The 15,060-nt window shown below is 72.9% G+C and carries 14 protein-coding genes; 6 read left to right on the top strand and 8 right to left on the bottom strand.

Annotated features, from left to right (window positions below; genetic code table 11):
• Nucleotides 1-56: 56 nt before the first annotated feature.
• From AB0K80_RS26530 to AB0K80_RS26520, 3 genes are all read left to right on the top strand, one after another.
• Nucleotides 57-1,466, top strand: coding sequence for a multidrug effflux MFS transporter (locus AB0K80_RS26530; protein ID WP_365673771.1), 1,410 nt, complete (start codon nt 57-59; stop codon nt 1,464-1,466).
• Complete coding sequence (locus tag AB0K80_RS26525; protein ID WP_365673769.1) at nt 1,409-2,596, top strand: serine hydrolase domain-containing protein; 1,188 nt, start codon at nt 1,409-1,411, stop codon at nt 2,594-2,596. The genes AB0K80_RS26530 and AB0K80_RS26525 overlap by 58 nt, the downstream gene beginning before the upstream one ends.
• A gap of 183 nt (nt 2,597-2,779) precedes the next feature.
• On the top strand, nt 2,780-3,772 hold the full coding sequence (locus tag AB0K80_RS26520; RefSeq protein ID WP_365673767.1) for a small ribosomal subunit Rsm22 family protein: 993 nt from the start codon (nt 2,780-2,782) through the stop codon (nt 3,770-3,772).
• Here the strand turns inward: AB0K80_RS26520 and AB0K80_RS26515 are convergent.
• Both AB0K80_RS26515 and AB0K80_RS26510 read right to left on the bottom strand, forming a co-directional pair.
• Nucleotides 3,769-4,263 carry a potassium channel family protein gene (locus tag AB0K80_RS26515; protein WP_365673881.1) on the bottom strand — a complete coding sequence of 165 codons (495 nt, stop codon included), beginning with the start codon at nt 4,261-4,263 and terminating at the stop codon, nt 3,769-3,771. The genes AB0K80_RS26520 and AB0K80_RS26515 overlap by 4 nt on opposite strands.
• Before the next feature lie 341 nt (nt 4,264-4,604).
• Nucleotides 4,605-4,796 carry a DUF6243 family protein gene (locus tag AB0K80_RS26510; protein ID WP_365673766.1) on the bottom strand — a complete coding sequence of 64 codons (192 nt, stop codon included), beginning with the start codon at nt 4,794-4,796 and terminating at the stop codon, nt 4,605-4,607.
• Nucleotides 4,797-4,901: 105 nt separating this feature from the next.
• Here AB0K80_RS26510 and AB0K80_RS26505 point away from each other — a divergent pair, with 105 nt between their 5' ends.
• Nucleotides 4,902-5,558, top strand: coding sequence for a TetR/AcrR family transcriptional regulator (locus AB0K80_RS26505; protein ID WP_365673764.1), 657 nt, complete (start codon nt 4,902-4,904; stop codon nt 5,556-5,558).
• On the opposite strand, the gene AB0K80_RS26500 is transcribed toward AB0K80_RS26505, so the two are convergent.
• Entirely contained in the window at nt 5,536-6,411 is an 876-nt protein-coding gene (locus tag AB0K80_RS26500) for a glycerophosphodiester phosphodiesterase (RefSeq protein ID WP_365673762.1), read from the bottom strand. The genes AB0K80_RS26505 and AB0K80_RS26500 overlap by 23 nt on opposite strands.
• 383 nt (nt 6,412-6,794) lie before the next feature.
• Between AB0K80_RS26500 and AB0K80_RS26495 the strand changes: the two genes are divergently transcribed.
• Entirely contained in the window at nt 6,795-7,529 is a 735-nt protein-coding gene (locus AB0K80_RS26495; RefSeq protein ID WP_365673760.1) for a bifunctional DNA primase/polymerase, read from the top strand.
• A 37-nt stretch (nt 7,530-7,566) separates the two neighbouring features.
• Here AB0K80_RS26495 and AB0K80_RS26490 read toward each other — a convergent pair whose 3' ends face one another.
• The 5 genes from AB0K80_RS26490 to AB0K80_RS26470 form a co-directional block, all read right to left on the bottom strand.
• Entirely contained in the window at nt 7,567-8,562 is a 996-nt protein-coding gene (locus AB0K80_RS26490; RefSeq protein WP_365673758.1) for a hypothetical protein, read from the bottom strand.
• Nucleotides 8,563-8,677: 115 nt separating this feature from the next.
• Nucleotides 8,678-9,523 (bottom strand): iron uptake transporter permease EfeU, encoded by an 846-nt coding sequence (gene efeU / locus AB0K80_RS26485; protein ID WP_365673756.1) that lies wholly within the window; start codon nt 9,521-9,523, stop codon nt 8,678-8,680.
• 4 nt (nt 9,524-9,527) lie between these two features.
• Nucleotides 9,528-10,829 carry an iron uptake transporter deferrochelatase/peroxidase subunit gene (efeB, locus tag AB0K80_RS26480; protein WP_365673754.1) on the bottom strand — a complete coding sequence of 434 codons (1,302 nt, stop codon included), beginning with the start codon at nt 10,827-10,829 and terminating at the stop codon, nt 9,528-9,530.
• Nucleotides 10,830-10,839: 10 nt separating this feature from the next.
• Entirely contained in the window at nt 10,840-11,991 is a 1,152-nt protein-coding gene (gene efeO / locus AB0K80_RS26475) for an iron uptake system protein EfeO (RefSeq protein WP_365673752.1), read from the bottom strand.
• Nucleotides 11,992-12,392: 401 nt separating this feature from the next.
• Nucleotides 12,393-13,010 carry a TetR-like C-terminal domain-containing protein gene (locus AB0K80_RS26470; protein ID WP_365673750.1) on the bottom strand — a complete coding sequence of 206 codons (618 nt, stop codon included), beginning with the start codon at nt 13,008-13,010 and terminating at the stop codon, nt 12,393-12,395.
• Nucleotides 13,011-13,077: 67 nt separating this feature from the next.
• Between AB0K80_RS26470 and AB0K80_RS26465 the strand changes: the two genes are divergently transcribed.
• Complete coding sequence (locus AB0K80_RS26465; RefSeq protein ID WP_365673748.1) at nt 13,078-14,409, top strand: alpha/beta hydrolase; 1,332 nt, start codon at nt 13,078-13,080, stop codon at nt 14,407-14,409.
• Nucleotides 14,410-15,060 lie beyond the last annotated feature (651 nt).

Below are 15,060 nucleotides of genomic sequence, written 5' to 3'. Positions count from 1 at the left end.
GCAGTCTGTACGACCTGAGAGCATAGGTGCCGGATCCGTGGAAAGGGGAGGGCCGCATGCCCGAGGGCGGGGCGTCCATACCGAGCACAGCGCAGACGGCACCGACCACAGCCGACACGACACAGACGACAGCGACCACAGCCACCACAGCGGCAGCCACCACAGCGCACGCGGCGGACACCGCGCGTACGGCATCGAGGGCGGCCGGCCCGGCACCGGGTACTGCCGCCGCGACGGTCCGCCGCACGAGCCTGCTGGTCACCCTCGTCCTCGGCGGCCTGACCGCCACGCCCCCGCTGGCGATGGACATGTACCTTCCGGCCCTGCCGGAGGTCACCCGCGCCCTGCACGCGCCGGCCGCGACCGTGCAGCTCACCCTCACCGCCTGCCTGGCCGGCATGGCGCTCGGGCAGCTCGTGGTCGGCCCGATGAGCGACCGGTGGGGCCGGCGCCGTCCACTGCTCGCCGGCCTCGCCGTCTACGTCGTCGCCACCGCCCTGTGCGCGCTCGCGCCCACCGTGGAGTCGCTGGTCGCCTTCCGGCTGGTGCAGGGCCTGGCGGGCGCCGCCGGGATCGTCATCGCGCGGGCCGTGGCGCGCGACCTGTACGACGGCATGGCCATGGCCCGGTTCTTCTCCACCCTCATGCTGATCTCCGGGGTCGCGCCGATCGTGGCGCCGCTGATCGGCGGGCAGATCCTGCGCGTGACGGACTGGCGGGGGGTGTTCGTCGTCCTGACGGTGGTCGGGGCCCTGCTGGCGGCCGTGGTCTGGGCGAAGCTGTCCGAGACGCTGCCGGCCGGCAGCCGGCACGGCGGCGGGGTCGGTGAGGCGCTGCGCTCGATGCGCGCCCTGCTCGCGGACCGGTCCTTCACCGGGTACATGCTCGCGGGCGGTTTCGCCTTCGCCGCGCTGTTCGCCTACGTCTCGGCCTCCCCGTTCGTGATCCAGGAGATCTACGGCGCCTCCCCGCAGACGTTCAGCCTGCTGTTCGGCCTCAACTCCGTCGGCCTGGTCGCCGTCGGCCAGATCAACGGCAAGGTGCTGGTCGGCCGGGTCCGCCTCGACCGGGTGCTGGCCGTCGGCCTCGCGCTGGTCATCACCGCCGCGACCGCGCTGCTGCTGATGTCCCTGGGCGTCTTCGCCGACGTCGGGCTCGCCCCGGTGGCCGCCGCGCTGTTCGTGCTGATGTCCGCGATGGGCGTCACCCTGCCCAACACCCAGGCGCTGGCGCTGATGCGCGTCCAGCACGCCGCCGGTTCCGCCTCCGCCCTGCTCGGCACCTCCTCCTTCCTGATCGGCGCGGTCGCCTCCCCGCTGGTCGGCGTCGCCGGGGAGGGCACCGCCGTCCCGATGGCCGTCGTCCAGCTGGCCGCCGCGCTGGTGGCGCTGGCGAGCTTCGTGGGACTGTGCCGACCGTGGCAGGCGGACAGCGCGCGGCCGAACGCGGAGGGAGCGGGCAACTGAGCGCACCCAGACTGCGCCACGGCACACCCGAGCGGGCGGGCCTGGACCGCGAGGAGCTCCGCCGGCTGGTCCGGGAGGTGCGGATCCTCACGACGGGACGGCGCCCGTGGGCCGCGGGCACCGTCGTGGTCGCCGGGCGCGGACCGGTGATCGCCGTGGAGGAGGCGGCGGGCTGGGCCGTACGGTACGCGGCGTACGACCAGGAGACGGACTCGGGCGTGGAACTGCCCCCCGAGGCCCGTGTGCCGACGCGGGTGGACACCCCGTTCGACCTGGCGTCCCTGACGAAGCTGTTCACCGCGGTGGCGGCCGTGCAGCAGATCGAGCGCGGCACGCTGGGCATCGACGCCCTGGTCGGCGCCTACCTGCCCGACTTCACCGCGGCGGCCCGGCACGGCATCACCGTGCGCCAGCTGCTCACCCACACCTCCGGGCTGCGCCCCGAGCTGCCGCTGTACGACTGCGCCGACGCCGCCGAACGGCTCGCGCTGCTGCGGGAAGAGGCCCCGGTGGGCGCGCCCGGCACGTACTGCTACTCCGACCTCAACATGCTGCTGCTCCAGCACCTGCTGGAGCGCCTCACCGGCCGCACGCTGGACGTCCTCGTCCGGGACGGCATCACGCGCCCGCTCGGCATGACGGCCACCGGGTTCGGCCCGTGCCCGGGCGCGGCGGCGACGGAGGACCAGCGGCGGCCGTGGGCCAAGGCCGACCGGGGCATGCTGCGCGGCGAGGTCCACGACGAGAACGCCTGGGCGCTGGGCGGGGTGGCCGGGCACGCGGGCCTGTTCTCCACCGGCCGGGACCTGGCGGTGTTCTGCCGCACCCTGCTGGCGGGCGGCTCCTACGGCCCCGCCCGCATCCTCGGCCCGGACTTCGTGGACCTGCTGTTCGTCCCGCCCGGGCTGGGCTTCGCGGTGGACCAGCCGTGGTTCATGGGGGAACTGGCGGGCCGGGGAGCGGCGGGCCACACCGGTTTCACCGGCACGTCCCTGGTCCTCGACCCGGCGACCGACACCTTCCTGGTCCTACTGGCCAACACCGTCCACCCCCGGCGCAGGCCCCCGGACAGCACCCCGCGGGCGGCGGCGGGGACCCGGCTGGCCCGGGCGGTGCGCAAGGCCGGCTGACGCGGGACCCGGCGCGGTCCCGGGGACCGGCCAGGGCAGCAGGTGCGGTACGTGGGCCCGCGCCGGGCGCGGCAGCTCCCGCTCCGACGGGTCGACCATCGCGTGGCCCGCCACGGTCACGGTCGGCACGGTCTCTTGCCGCCGGCGCCGAGCGGACCAGCGCACCCCTCGTAGAATCGCCGGGTGAACGCCCCCGCACTCCCGGTCGCCGAGACCCTCCGCACCGCCCTCGCCGGGCTGCTCGACGGGATCCCCCCGAAGCGGGCCGCGCAGGCCGTCGAGCGGTTGATCGCCAGCTACCGGGGGGCCACCCCGACCGACGCGCCCATCCTGCGGGACCGGGCCGACGTGGCCGCGTACGCCGCGTACCGGATGCCCGCGACCTTCGCGGCCGTGCGGTCGGCGCTGACGGCGTTCGCGGACGCCGCCGCCGGGTGGGTGCCCGGCGATCATGTGGACGTCGGCGGCGGCACCGGCGCGGCGACCTGGGCGGTGAGCGCGACCTGGGGCGGGGAGCGGCCGGTGACCGTCCTCGACTGGGCCGAGCCCGCGCTGGCGGTCGGCCGGGAGATCGCCGCGGCGCACCCGGCGCTGCGGGACGTACGGTGGCAGCGTTCGCGGATCGGAGCGGCGCTCACCCTGGAGAGCACCGATCTCGTCACCGTGTCCTACGTCCTCAACGAGCTGACGGCCCCGGACCGGGCCGCCCTCGTGGACGCCGCCGGGGCCGCCGCGCAGGCCGTGGTCATCGTCGAACCCGGCACCCCGGACGGTTACGCCCGTGTCCTGGAGGCCCGCCACCGGTTGATCGGCGCCGGCTTCCACATCGCCGCGCCCTGCCCGCACAGTGCCGCCTGCCCCATCGCGCCTGGCACGGACTGGTGCCACTTCTCGGCCCGGGTCAGCCGTTCCTCCCTGCACCGCCAGGTCAAGGGCGGCTCGCTCGCCTACGAGGACGAGAAGTTCAGCTACGTGGCCGCCGCCCGCTTCCCCGTCACCCCGGCCCCCTCCCGCGTCGTACGACGGCCGCAGATCCGCAAGGGCCAGGTCCTGCTCGACCTGTGCGAGAGCGAACCGGCCCTGCGCCGGTCCACGGTCACCAAGCGCCACGGCGAGCTGTACAAGGCGGCCAGGGACGCGGAGTGGGGCGATGCCTGGCCGCCGGCCGAGGGCTAGGAGAGCCCGTCGTCCGGATCATGCCGTGCCCGGCGAGGGACGGGGCCGGACGCGTGGCGCCGGACCGCCTTGCCCATGTGACGGCTCAGGGCGGTCGCCGCGGCGGTGAGGAAGACGAAGCTGTACAGGATCTGCAGGATGGTGACCAGGCGCGCCGTCTGGCTCTGCGGGGTGATGTCGCCGTACCCGACGGTCGCGAGCGTCACCAGGGTGAAGTACAGGGCGTCCAGCCGGGTCGTCAGGCCGGTGAACGCGCCGGGGCGCTGCGCCAGCGCCTGGTAGGCGGTGGCGAAGACCAGGACGGACAGGCACATCAGCACGGGGATGACCAGACCGGGCCGGCTGTGCGGCCGGTCCAGCAGGACGTGCCGGATCTGCCGCAGGAGCAGCACGGCCACGAGCGCCAGGGCCAGCCCGAACAGGGTCCAGCTCAGGGCGGGGCGGTGCGGGCCCAGACGGTCCAGGGGCAGGACGAAGTAGCAGGTGGTCATGGTGATGGCGAGGGCCGGCGCGGTCAGCCAGGGACAGGCCGACCTCAGCAGCGTGGCGGCCCGTCTCATCACTCGGTGGGGCGACGGGCGGCGCACCGGGACCGGACGACGAGGCCGTGACGCCGTGCCTCCCGCCCGGCCGGACGGGAGCGTCCGCCGCTGACATCGCCGGTCATGCGCCCACCTTCCGGAACACCCGTCGTCCAGGGGTCCGGCCCCGGGCGGCACGACCCCGCCATCAGACTCGCACCGCCAGGGCCGCTCGGCACTCCGGCGGGGTCCGGGCCCCCGCTCCCCGGGTGACCCGGCCCCGGGCGGGGGAGGCGCGAGTGTGTCCAGGATCAGCAGGACTCGTGGCTGGTGCCCTCTTCCTGCCGCTTCTCCTGGAGCCTGCGCAGCAGCTCCCGTTTCCGGGCCTGGGGATCGGTGCCGCCGATCCCGCCCGCCTGGCCACCGCCGCGCAGAGCCTGGCGGCCGAGCTTCCGCCGCGTCCCGCCGACCCCCAGCATGTTCCCTGATCCGTTGCGGGCCATCACTGATCTCCTCGCTCTCGTCGAATACGAGACGGTTCGTCTCGCTCCATGCTGCCTCACTCTCCGGCGAGACGGCCCGTCTTGTCAACCTGATACCTTCGGGCCATGGCCGCACAGAAGTCCCCCCGGTCCGCCTCCGGCAGGCCCGCCCCCGACGCCGCCCGCCGCAGCGAGCGGTCCCGGCGGGCCATCTACGACGCCGCCCTCGCCCTCGTCGTGGAGGTCGGCTACCCGAAGACCACCGTCGAGGGCATCGCCGCCCGCGCCGGTGTCGGCAAACAGACGATCTACCGGTGGTGGCCCTCCAAGGCGGAGGTCCTGATGGAGGCGTTCCTCGACCTCAGCCTGCAGGCCGCCGAGGAGGCGGCGGAGGGGGAGGCGGGGCAGGCGCCGTACGCCATCCCGGACACCGGCGACGTCGCCGCCGACCTCAAGGCCGTGCTGCGTGCCACCGTCGACGAACTGCGCGACCCGAGGTACGAGGCCCCGGCTCGGGCGCTGGCCGCCGAGGGCGTGGTCAACGAGCCGCTGGGGCGGGAGTTCATGGCCCGGCTGCTGGGGCCCTCGCTCCAGCTCTACGTCGACCGGCTGCGCGCCGCGCAGGAGGCCGGACAGATCCGGGCCGACATCGACCCGCGCATCGCCCTGGAGCTGTTCGTCTCGCCGCTGGCCCAGCGCTGGCTGCAGTACACGGGCCCGATCAGCCACGAGTACACCGACACCCTCGTCGACTACGCCCTCAACGGGCTGGCCCCCCGCTGACCCGGACCGCCCGCACCGGATGCCGGGCCAGCCGCCCGGGCGCGTCCGTGATGACGCCGTCGCAGCCCAGCGCGAGGGCGCGGTCGCGCTGCGCGGGCGTGACCACCGTGTGCGCCCACACCCGCGCGATGCCCGAGCGCACCGCCCGCCGCAGGTCCGCGTCCCGCGCCCTGATGTCGACGTCCAGCAGATCGACGTACGACCGCCACCGCTCGGGCCGGTCCGTGCGCAGCTGGTCCGCCGAGCGCCACAGCTGGGACAGCAGGCCCAGGGCGTGCGCGCGGCGGGCCACTTCGGGGTTGTTGGAGTTCACGAAGACCGACCGCGTCAGGCCCCGGGCCCGGATCAGCGCGGCCAGCCGGCCCAGGCCGCGCGGGTCCTTCGCCTCCAGCATCAGCACGATCCGCCCGCCGAACCGGTCCAGCACCTCCGCCACCGTCGGAGGCCGCTCCGACCGCCAGCTCCCCGGCAGCGACGCCCTCGGCCGCAGCCGCACCCCCTGCCACTCCCGGATGTCCAGCCCGCTCACCTCACCACCCAGGTAGGTGGTCCGGTTCAGGGTCGGGTCGTGGAAGACGACCGGGGTGCCGTCGCGCAGGACCCGCGTGTCGAAGTCCAGCACCTGTGCCGTACCGCGCCGGTAAGCGGCCATCAGCCCGGACATGCTGTTCTCGGGGACCTCCCGGGCGCCGCCGCGGTGGGCGACGTACGTGACACGGGGGAGTGCCGCCACCGTCAGCGGGGCCCTGCCCCACTCCAGCGGGGCCTGGACGCCGCCGCCGGGTCCCGTGAGGGTCAGCGAGACCACGGACGCCGCGGAGGCCAGGCCCGTCAGCGCGATCCTTGTGACCATGCCGACCACGGTAGGGCGCCACATCGGCGCACGGCGCGCAATGACACCCGATCCCGTCCCGCGGCACGCGTCCCGCCGAGCCTGTGGCTCCTCGTCCCGCCGAGCCTGGGCCGCCTGGTCCCGCGGCGCCTGCGGCTTCTCGTCCCGCCGGGCCTGGGCCGCCTGGTCCCGCGGCGCCTGGGCCGCCTCGTCCCGCCGGCGTACGTCCCGCCCGACCGGGACCCCCGCCCGCCCGTGACCGTCTCGTCCGGCCGGGACCGTCTCGCCCCAGGGCGGCCCGTCTCGCCCCGAGCTACCCGGGTTGTGGGCACTGGCCCCCCGGCGCGAGGGAAGATGGGACGATAAGGCATGCTGTTCCGCACGACAGCGAGGCGAGGGGATAGATGAGCGCGACGTTCGGCGGCCGGACCGGCCTGCGGGGCAAACTCTCCCAGTGGCTGCGCGGACGCCGCCCGAAGGAGACCGCCGCCGACGACGGCGGCCGGGAGGCCCTGCTGCTCGCCGCCGCCGCCGCGGGGCTGCCCCTCGCGCCCGCCGCGCATCCGGCCGGCTTCCGGTGCTCCTGCGACCGGGTCGGCTGTCCCACCCCCGCCCGGCACCCGGTCTCCTTCGCCTGGCAGACGCAGTCCACCACCGACCGCGCCCAGATCGAGCGTTGGGCCCGCCACCAGCCGCAGGCCAACTTCATCACCGCGACCGGCATGGTGCACGACGTCCTCGACGTGCCCCTGGATGCCGGTCGCGAGGCTTTGGAGCGGCTGCTGGCCGCGGGCGTCGAGGTCGGGCCGGTCGCCGAGAGCGACGACGGCCGCATGCTGTTCTTCACCCTCACCCGCGGCACCCCCGAGGACGAGGACGAGTGGTGGCCCTGCGAGCTGGACTGCCACCCGGAGACCATGGACGAACACCCCGGCCTGCGCTGGCACTGCCGGGGCTCCTACGTGCTCGTACCGCCTGCGCGGCTGCCCGGCGAGGACCAGAGCGTGCACTGGGTGCGCGGCCTCGAGCATCCGCTGCCGGACCCGCTGACCCTGCTGGAGGTCCTCACCGACTCCTGCGCCCGGTACGCCGGCGAGGAGCCCGGCCACGCGGGCACGGCCTGGCCCCTGCACCACTGAACGCACGCCGGCCGCACCGCGCCGCGGACCGCGCCCGTCAACTGCCCTGCGCCGTGGTCAGGCCCTGGATCCGGCCCAGGACCGACACCTTCCCCTTGCCCTTCGCCGGGTCCAGGGCGACCTCGTTGGACGTGAGCTCCATCAGCAGCGACTGCTTGATCTCGCCCTTCGTCAGGGCGAGCACGGCGTCGGTGGGCTCGGGGACCGAGGTGCCCGGGTAGGCGGTCTGCTTCTCGTAGTGGTGCGTGGCGAAGAACACCAGCGCCCCGCCGTCCGCCGTCCGCAGCGCCAGCGGTGCGTACGCGCCGCTCGTCAGCGGCTCGTCGACGTACTGGGTGACCAGGCCCGGCCGTTTGGCGGCCTTGGCGCGGTCCTTGCGCCACTCGCTGGTGTGCGGGCCGTCCGCGAAGGTGCCGCCGCCGCTCTTGAGGTACGTCGCGTACTCCTGGCTCAGCCGGCCGGGCGGGACGGCCAGGCCGGTCGCGTTCACGGGGACGGCCTCGGCCCAGCCGTCCTTGTCCTTCTTGAACTGAGGTACGGTCCCCGGCACCACCAGCGTCAGGTACGTCACCTTCCACGGCTCGCCCAGGCCGTTGCGGACGAACACCAGCAGCCAGCGGGCCGTACCGCCCTTGTTGCCGGCCGCGTCGGCGACGAACCAGCGCGGCCAGCCGGCCTTCTTGGGGATGGTGAACTTCGCGTCCGTCAGCTTCAGCGGGGTGTGGTTCGGGTTGCCGCCCGGGTTGTTCTTCCGCCCGGCCCTCAGCCGTGCCCCGTCGATGGCGGCGAGGGCGCCGGCGGTCTCGTCGGCGTAGAGGGCAGGGTCGTACGCCTGGTCGGCCTTGTTGTACGCGGTCGTGAAGCGCTGGAGCGCCGTCGCGGCCTCCGCGCGCGTGGTGGCCGGGAGCACCTCCCGCTCGCCGTGGACCACCACGCACCCGCTCGCCGTCAACGACAAAGCGATCACCGAGGCCGCTATGAGGACGCCGCGGTCACGTCTGCGGGCCCCTCGAGGGCCGTGCTCCCTGCTCATCGGGTTCCGTCACCTTCCCCTTCCCGGAGGCGAACCCTACCGCGTGCCTGCCGCGGGTGGGCGGGGGGTGGTGGACCGGCCGAGGTGCGTACCGGCACTGCCTCCTGACGGATCGTCAGGCCTTGTCGCCCACCGGCTGCTCCGCCGGCCGGCGCCGGCCGAAGCGCGCCGGGGCGAGGAAGAGCGCGAGCGTCGGGATGAGGTACAGCAGCCACACCGTGACCTGGAGGACCGTCGGGTCGGGCTGGAAGTTGAAGACGCCCTTGAGCAGGGTGCCGTACCAGCTGGCCGGTTCGATGGTGTCGCTGATGTCGAAGGCCTTGTCGTTCAGGCCCGGCAGGAAGTCGGCCTCCTGCAGGTCGTGGAAGCCGTACGCCAGCACACCCGCGGCCACCACGACGAGCATGCCGCCGGTCCACGTGAAGAACTTCGCCAGGTTGATGCGCAGCGCGCCCCGGTAGAACAGCCAGCCCAGGAAGACGGCCGTGAGCAGGCCCAGGCCCGCGCCGATCACCGGGGCCGGGCTGCCGTCCCCGGCCGCGCGCACCGACGTCCACACGAACAGCGCGGTCTCCAGGCCCTCCCGGCCCACCGCGAGGAAGGCGGTGGCGACCAGCGCTCCCGTGCCCATCGCCAGAGCCGCGTCGAGCCTGCCGTGCAGTTCGGACTTCAGGTGCCGGGCGGTGCGCCGCATCCAGAACACCATCCACGTCACCAGGCCCACCGCGATGATCGACAGCGAACCGCCGAGCGCCTCCTGCGCCTCGAACGTCAGCTCCTGGGACCCGAACTCCAGTACGCAGCCGAACCCCAGCGACAGGGCGACCGCGATGCCGATGCCGGTCCACACCGGCCGCAGCGCGTCCCTGCGCTCCGTCTTCACCAGGTAGGCGATGAGGATGCAGACGACGAGGGAGGCCTCCAGGCCCTCGCGCAGACCGATCAGGTAGTTGGAGAACATGGGGCTAGGCCTCCTCGGAGAACAACGTCCGGCCCCACCAGTCGGCCTGGTCGCGGACGCCGGGGGGGATCGCGAAGACGGCCGAACCCACGTGCTGGATGTACTCGTTGAGCGCGTCCGTGGCCAGGTTGCGCTGGATGCGGATGAACCCGGTGCGCGGGTCGCGCTGGTAGGCCAGGAAGAACAGGCCGGCGTCCAGGCGGCCCAGGCCGTCGGTGCCGTCGGTGAAGGAGTAGCCGCGGCGCAGGATCGTCGCCCCGTCGTTGGAGTCGGGGTGCGCGAGCCGCACGTGCGCGTCGGGCTTCATCGCCTTCAGGAACGGCTCGTCGCGCTCCTTGGCCTTGCCGACCGGGGCGCCCTCGCCCTTGTCGCGGCCGAAGACGTCCTCCTGCTCCTGCAGCGAGGTGCGGTCCCAGGTCTCGATGTGCATGCGGATGCGCCGGGCCACCAGGTAGGAGCCGCCGACCATCCAGTCCGGGCCCTCCTTCTCGCCCACCCACACGAACTTCTTCAGGCGGTCGGTCTCGGTGCCCGCGATGTTGCGGGTGCCGTCCTTGAAGCCCATCAGGTTGCGCGGAGTCTGCTCCTCGGGCGTCGTCGAGGAGGTCTTGCCGAAGCCGAGCTGCGACCAGCGGATGACGACCCTGCCCATGCCGATGCGGGCCAGGTTGCGGATGGCGTGCACCGCGACCTGCGGGTCGTCCGCGCAGGCCTGGACGCACAGGTCGCCGTTGCTGCGGTTCTTGTCGAGGTTGTCCCCGGCGAACTTCGGCAGGTCGACGAGCGCCTCCGGCCGCCGGTCCTGGAGCCCGAACTTCGCGAACAGCGACGGCCCGAAGCCGATGGTCAGCGTCAGCCGGGAGGGCTTCAGGCCCAGGGCCTCGCCGGTGTCGTCCGGCGGCGCCTCGGGCAGACCGCCGTAGGCGCCCTCGCCGACCGGCTTGCCCGCGGTCATCCGGCGCGCCGCCTCGGTCCAGTCCTTCAGCAGCTGGACGAAGGCGGCCCGGTCCTCGGTCGTCACGTCGAACGCGGCGAAGTGCAGCCGGTCCTGCACCGGTGTGGCGATGCCCGCCTGGTGCACGCCGTGGAACTCCACCGCCCCGCCCGCCGCGGCCCCGGCCGGCCGGGACTCGTCCCCGGTGCGGGCCACCGCCACCGCACCGCCGGCCGCGGCGGCGCCGAGCGCGAGTCCCGCCCCGCCCCAGCCGAGCAGCGCACGGCGGGAGGGCGCCTTCTCCCCGCCGCCCGCGCCCTCGCCCGTGGTGTCCGTGGCGTCCGCGCCCGTGGTCGCGTCCGTGTCCGTCATGTCGGATCCCCTACTTGACGACGGCGGCGGCGAGCTTCGACAGCGGCTCCGCGAGCGCGTTGACCGCGTCCGACAGCTCCTTCTGCTGGGCCTTGCCGACCTTGTCGTACGAGACGAACTCGTACGACGACTTGTCCGCGCGGTACTTGTCGAGCAGCGTGTTCAGCGCCGCGAACTGCTTGTCGAGGTCGCTCGCCAGCGCCGGGTCGTTCTCCTTGGCGACCGGCTTGAGCAGCTCGTAGGACTTCTCGGCGCCCTCCACGTTGGCCTTGAAGTCGACCAGGTCGGTGTGCGAGTAGCGCTCCTCCTCGCCGGTGACCTTGCCGGTGGCGACCTCGTCGAGGAGTTCCTTGGCGCCGTTGGCCATGGAGGTCGGGGTGATCTCGGCCTTGCCGACCCGCTCCTGCCAGTCCTTCAGGTCGGTGATCAGCTGGTCGGCGAGCTGCTTCTCACGGTCGCCGATCTTCTTGTCCTGCCACAGGGCCTTCTCCAGCCGGTGCCAGCCGGTCCAGTCGGTGGCCGGGTCCTGGCCGTCCTCCAGGCCGTCCTGGCGGACGTCGACCTTCGGGTCGATGTCGCCGAAGGACTCGGCGACCGGCTCGGTGCGCTCCCAGCCGATACGGGAAGGGGCGTACGCCTTCTTCGCGGCCTCCAGGTCGCCGTCCTTGACGGCCTTGGCGAAGGTCTTGGCGAGCGGCAGCGTCTCGTCGGCCTGCTGCTGCACGTAGGCGCGGTACGCGGCGACGGCCTTGTCCAGGCGCGGGTCGCGCTGGACGGCCTTGCCGCCGGTGGCCTTGACGGCCTGGCGGATGCCCTTGCCCTTCATGCCGGGCTTGCAGGCGATCTGGTAGTCGCCGGCCTTCACCTCGGCGGTGACGCGCTGCTTGGTGCCGGGGCCTATGTTCTCCCGCTCGGTGACCACGCGGTCGTCGGGGAAGAGGATGTAGACCTCGGTGACCTTGGAGCCCTTGTTCTCGACGGCCAGTTCGATGTGCCCGGCCGGGAACTCCTTCTTCGACACCTCGCACTTGTCGTCCGTGGCCGTCACGCGGACCACGTGGTCGCCGTCCTTGGTGCTGCCCTTCTCGGTGCAGCCGGTGACGGCGGCCAGCGCGGCCGCGGTGGCGGCGGCGGTGGCGACAGTGAGTCTGGCGGGTCGCATGGGGGCTCCAGTGAGTGGCCGGAAAACGTACGTGCGACGAGCCTCACCTAGGTAGGTAAGGCTCGCCTAACGCACATAAGGATTGCCTAAGTGTCTAAAAATCGACTTCATGGAATGGTCAAGGGAAGGTCAAAAGCTGCCGGATGTGAAGCGGGTCCGCCCGGGAGGCCCCCCGCCCGGAGCCTCGCGACGCGTCGCTGACCGCCCGACGCGGCGGAGGCGGGAGGCTGCTGCGGCAGGCCGACGACGGCCCCGCGCACCTCCACCTGCGGCCCGCACCGGGCCGCCGCTGCGCAGGGCGCGGATGCGTTCCTTCGCCGGCGGCGGGTCCCTTCCGCCGGCTGGCCGAGGGGTGAGGGCCCGGCGCAATGGTTGACCTCGACCTACCGTTCCTCACCGGGTCACCGAGCAAGATCGGCTCCGCGAAGACCGCGGAACACCTCCGCGGTCGCCCATCCGCGCAGCGTGGCGTGGATCGACGAGCGGAATGCCGCCTCGGCCGTGGTGGCGTCGAGGGCCCCGGCCAGTTCAAGGGTCACGAGGCCGTGCAGCGTTGCCCAGATCGACAGGGCGATCGACGTCGCGTCGCCGGCGAGGACGGACGCCGTCAGGGCCCGATCGATCGCCGCGAGGAGCGGACGGACCGGGTCACTGGCACCGACCTCGCCCGACGGGTCGAAGGATTGCACACCGCCGAACAGCACCGTGTACAGGTGACTGTGCCCGCGCCCCCAGCGACGGTAGGCGACGGCCAGCGCGTAGAGGTCGGCGAGTGGGTCCTCGGAGGTCCGCACCGCCGACAGTTCCTGGAACAGTCCGGCGACGGCTCTGTCGCGCACCGCACCGATCAGCCCGTCCTTGCCGCCGAACAAGGAGTACACCGCCGTCGCCGACGCCTCGGCGGCAGCCGCCACGGCGCGGACCGTCACCGACTGGTGCGGACGGGTGGCGAGCATCTCGGTCGCGCACTCCACCAGCCGCTCTCTGACGGCCTCGTCGTTTGTTCTCGGCCTACCCACGTCCAGCAGCCTACCCCTCTGATAACGTCGTTTTGAAACACCGTTCTGAAACTGTCGGAGGTCCGCCGTGCCCACGCCCGTCTTACGTCTCGTCCGCTCCACCGGACGCTTACTGCTGGCCCTGGCCGCCGTCACGACGCTGGTCGTCGTCTTTCTCGCACTGATCGCCCTCACGGACGGGGCGGGTTCGGGGCTCGCCGCGTGGGTGACGACCCTCGGGACCGGGACCGTCTTCGCGCTCTGGCGGGGCCGGCACCGCACCTGGACGCGTATCGTGCCGTTCCTGCCGGTGGTCATCGCGGCGGCGTTGACCGCGACGGTCTGCGTCCCGACCGTGCCCACGGCCCGGCAGTACCCGCCCCCGCTGCCGTTCGTGTCCACGCAGCACTGGAACCTGTCCACAGGCAGCCGGGTCGCGGTGTACCACCACCCGCCCGCAAACTCCGGCCCCCGGCATCCCGTCCCGTTCGTGTACCTCCACGGGGGGCCCGTTCGGGGTATCTCCGTGCAAGACCACCGCTTCCTGCAACTCCTGGCACGCCAGGGCTACGACGTCTACGCCTACGAACAGGCCGGCGGCGGACGAAGTGACCTGCTCCCCATGGACCAGTACACGATCTCCAGGTCGGTCCGTGACCTAGCAGCCTTCGTCGACCGCCTGGACAAGGGCAAGGTCGACGTCCTCGGATTCTCCGGAGGCGGAGTCGTGCTGACCCGAGCCCTGGCCGACCCCGGCGTCGTCACACGCCTGCACCGGGCGATCATCGCCGAGCCCGGGCCCATGGACGGCCCCACCGCGCACATCACCGGGCACAAGGGCCGGGCCTCCGCACGGGGCCTCGCGCCGGCCCCGACCGGACCCCGATCGACGCACATCCCGCGGTACGCCGTGGCATTCGGCCTGATGCGACTCGGACTCCTCCCGCCCGACACCGGACTGATCGGACAGGCCGAGGGCGACAACGCCTTCACCGCCGCAGACCTCGGCAGCGACACCGCATCCGCCTACTGCGCGCGCGACGCGCACCGCATCCCCACCGAGGACACCGCGCGGAACTTCTCCTTCAGCGCCGCCGCCAGCCTGCGCATCCAGCAGACGGTCAAGGACTCACCCTCCATCGCCCCGCAGCTGAGGCGCTCCAGGACCCCCGCCATGCTGATGATCGCCGAGTGCTCCTCCCAGGTCCGTCAGTGGGCGACCGCCGTGCTCGCCCATGACCCCGCCATCCAGCGCACGCAGTACCTGCCCGGAGTCGGACACCACATGTGGAACGGCCTCGACGACAACAACGACCGGGCCGTCGCCGTCATCACCGCGTTCCTCCAGAACAAGCCGGCCCCTCTGCCGAACTACCCGACCCGCGACGAGATCCCTGTCTTCTTGCGCGACCACGCGTGAAGCCGGTTCCGCCGGTGACCGGCGAAGACGGGCGAACCCTGACGCCGCCTCGGCCGCGCGGCAGGTACAGGCAAGGGCGATCTCTTGGTCCGGAAAAGCGTGCTGTCCCTGCGGGAACTGTCAGCCCGTCGCCCTGCTCGTGACGCGTACCGCAGGCATGCGCTTTGAGGACACCCATGGGGGCGGCGAAGGCTCCAAGCACACGAAGGCGCGCCTGAGCCATCAGTGCGTCGAGACATTCGGCACGACAGATCGGTCCCGGGCTACCGGACCGGGCAGCGACGAATGGTCAGGGTGACGTGCTCGGCAGCACTCTCTGGAGGGTCTGGACGGGGTGGTTCCGCCCGGGTGGTGCAACGTCCATGTGGTGATCCACCGGACTGGACAGGTGGTTGCGCTGGACAGCACGGTCTTGCCGATCATGGTCCGCGAGGACGTGTTCGGTGACCCTGTGAAGCCGCATCTGACAGTCGCCGTGAATGCCAATACGCATGGGCCGGTCGTGTTCCGGCTCACGCTGATGCCCGGCTCGAAGTTCGCGGGCACAACGGCGCCCTCCTGCCGTTCTCCGCGCCGGAGACGGTGACGACAGACTGCGGATCCGGTGGCACATAGCCGGGGTCGCAGGTCGCGATGCGACGGGTGCGCCGG

Source organism: Streptomyces sp. NPDC052682, assembly GCF_040678435.1.
Taxonomy (GTDB): domain Bacteria; phylum Actinomycetota; class Actinomycetes; order Streptomycetales; family Streptomycetaceae; genus Streptomyces.
Note: the sequence above shows the minus strand (reverse complement) of the source record. Positions and strands in the feature narration are given on the sequence as shown.

Excerpts from the sequence above, each read along its gene's own strand:
- AB0K80_RS26515 (WP_365673881.1), bottom strand. The coding sequence starts at position 4,263 with ATGACCACCTGCTACTTCGTCCTGCCCCTGGACCGTCTGGGCCCGCAC.
- AB0K80_RS26490 (WP_365673758.1), bottom strand. The coding sequence starts at position 8,562 with ATGAGCAGGGAGCACGGCCCTCGAGGGGCCCGCAGACGTGACCGCGGC.
- efeU (WP_365673756.1), bottom strand. The coding sequence starts at position 9,523 with ATGTTCTCCAACTACCTGATCGGTCTGCGCGAGGGCCTGGAGGCCTCC.
- AB0K80_RS26530 (WP_365673771.1), top strand. The coding sequence starts at position 57 with ATGCCCGAGGGCGGGGCGTCCATACCGAGCACAGCGCAGACGGCACCG.
- efeO (WP_365673752.1), bottom strand. The coding sequence starts at position 11,991 with ATGCGACCCGCCAGACTCACTGTCGCCACCGCCGCCGCCACCGCGGCC.
- AB0K80_RS26505 (WP_365673764.1), top strand. The coding sequence starts at position 4,902 with ATGGCCGCACAGAAGTCCCCCCGGTCCGCCTCCGGCAGGCCCGCCCCC.
- AB0K80_RS26510 (WP_365673766.1), bottom strand. The coding sequence starts at position 4,796 with ATGGCCCGCAACGGATCAGGGAACATGCTGGGGGTCGGCGGGACGCGG.
- efeB (WP_365673754.1), bottom strand. The coding sequence starts at position 10,829 with ATGACGGACACGGACGCGACCACGGGCGCGGACGCCACGGACACCACG.
- AB0K80_RS26500 (WP_365673762.1), bottom strand. The coding sequence starts at position 6,411 with ATGGTCACAAGGATCGCGCTGACGGGCCTGGCCTCCGCGGCGTCCGTG.
- AB0K80_RS26495 (WP_365673760.1), top strand. The coding sequence starts at position 6,795 with ATGAGCGCGACGTTCGGCGGCCGGACCGGCCTGCGGGGCAAACTCTCC.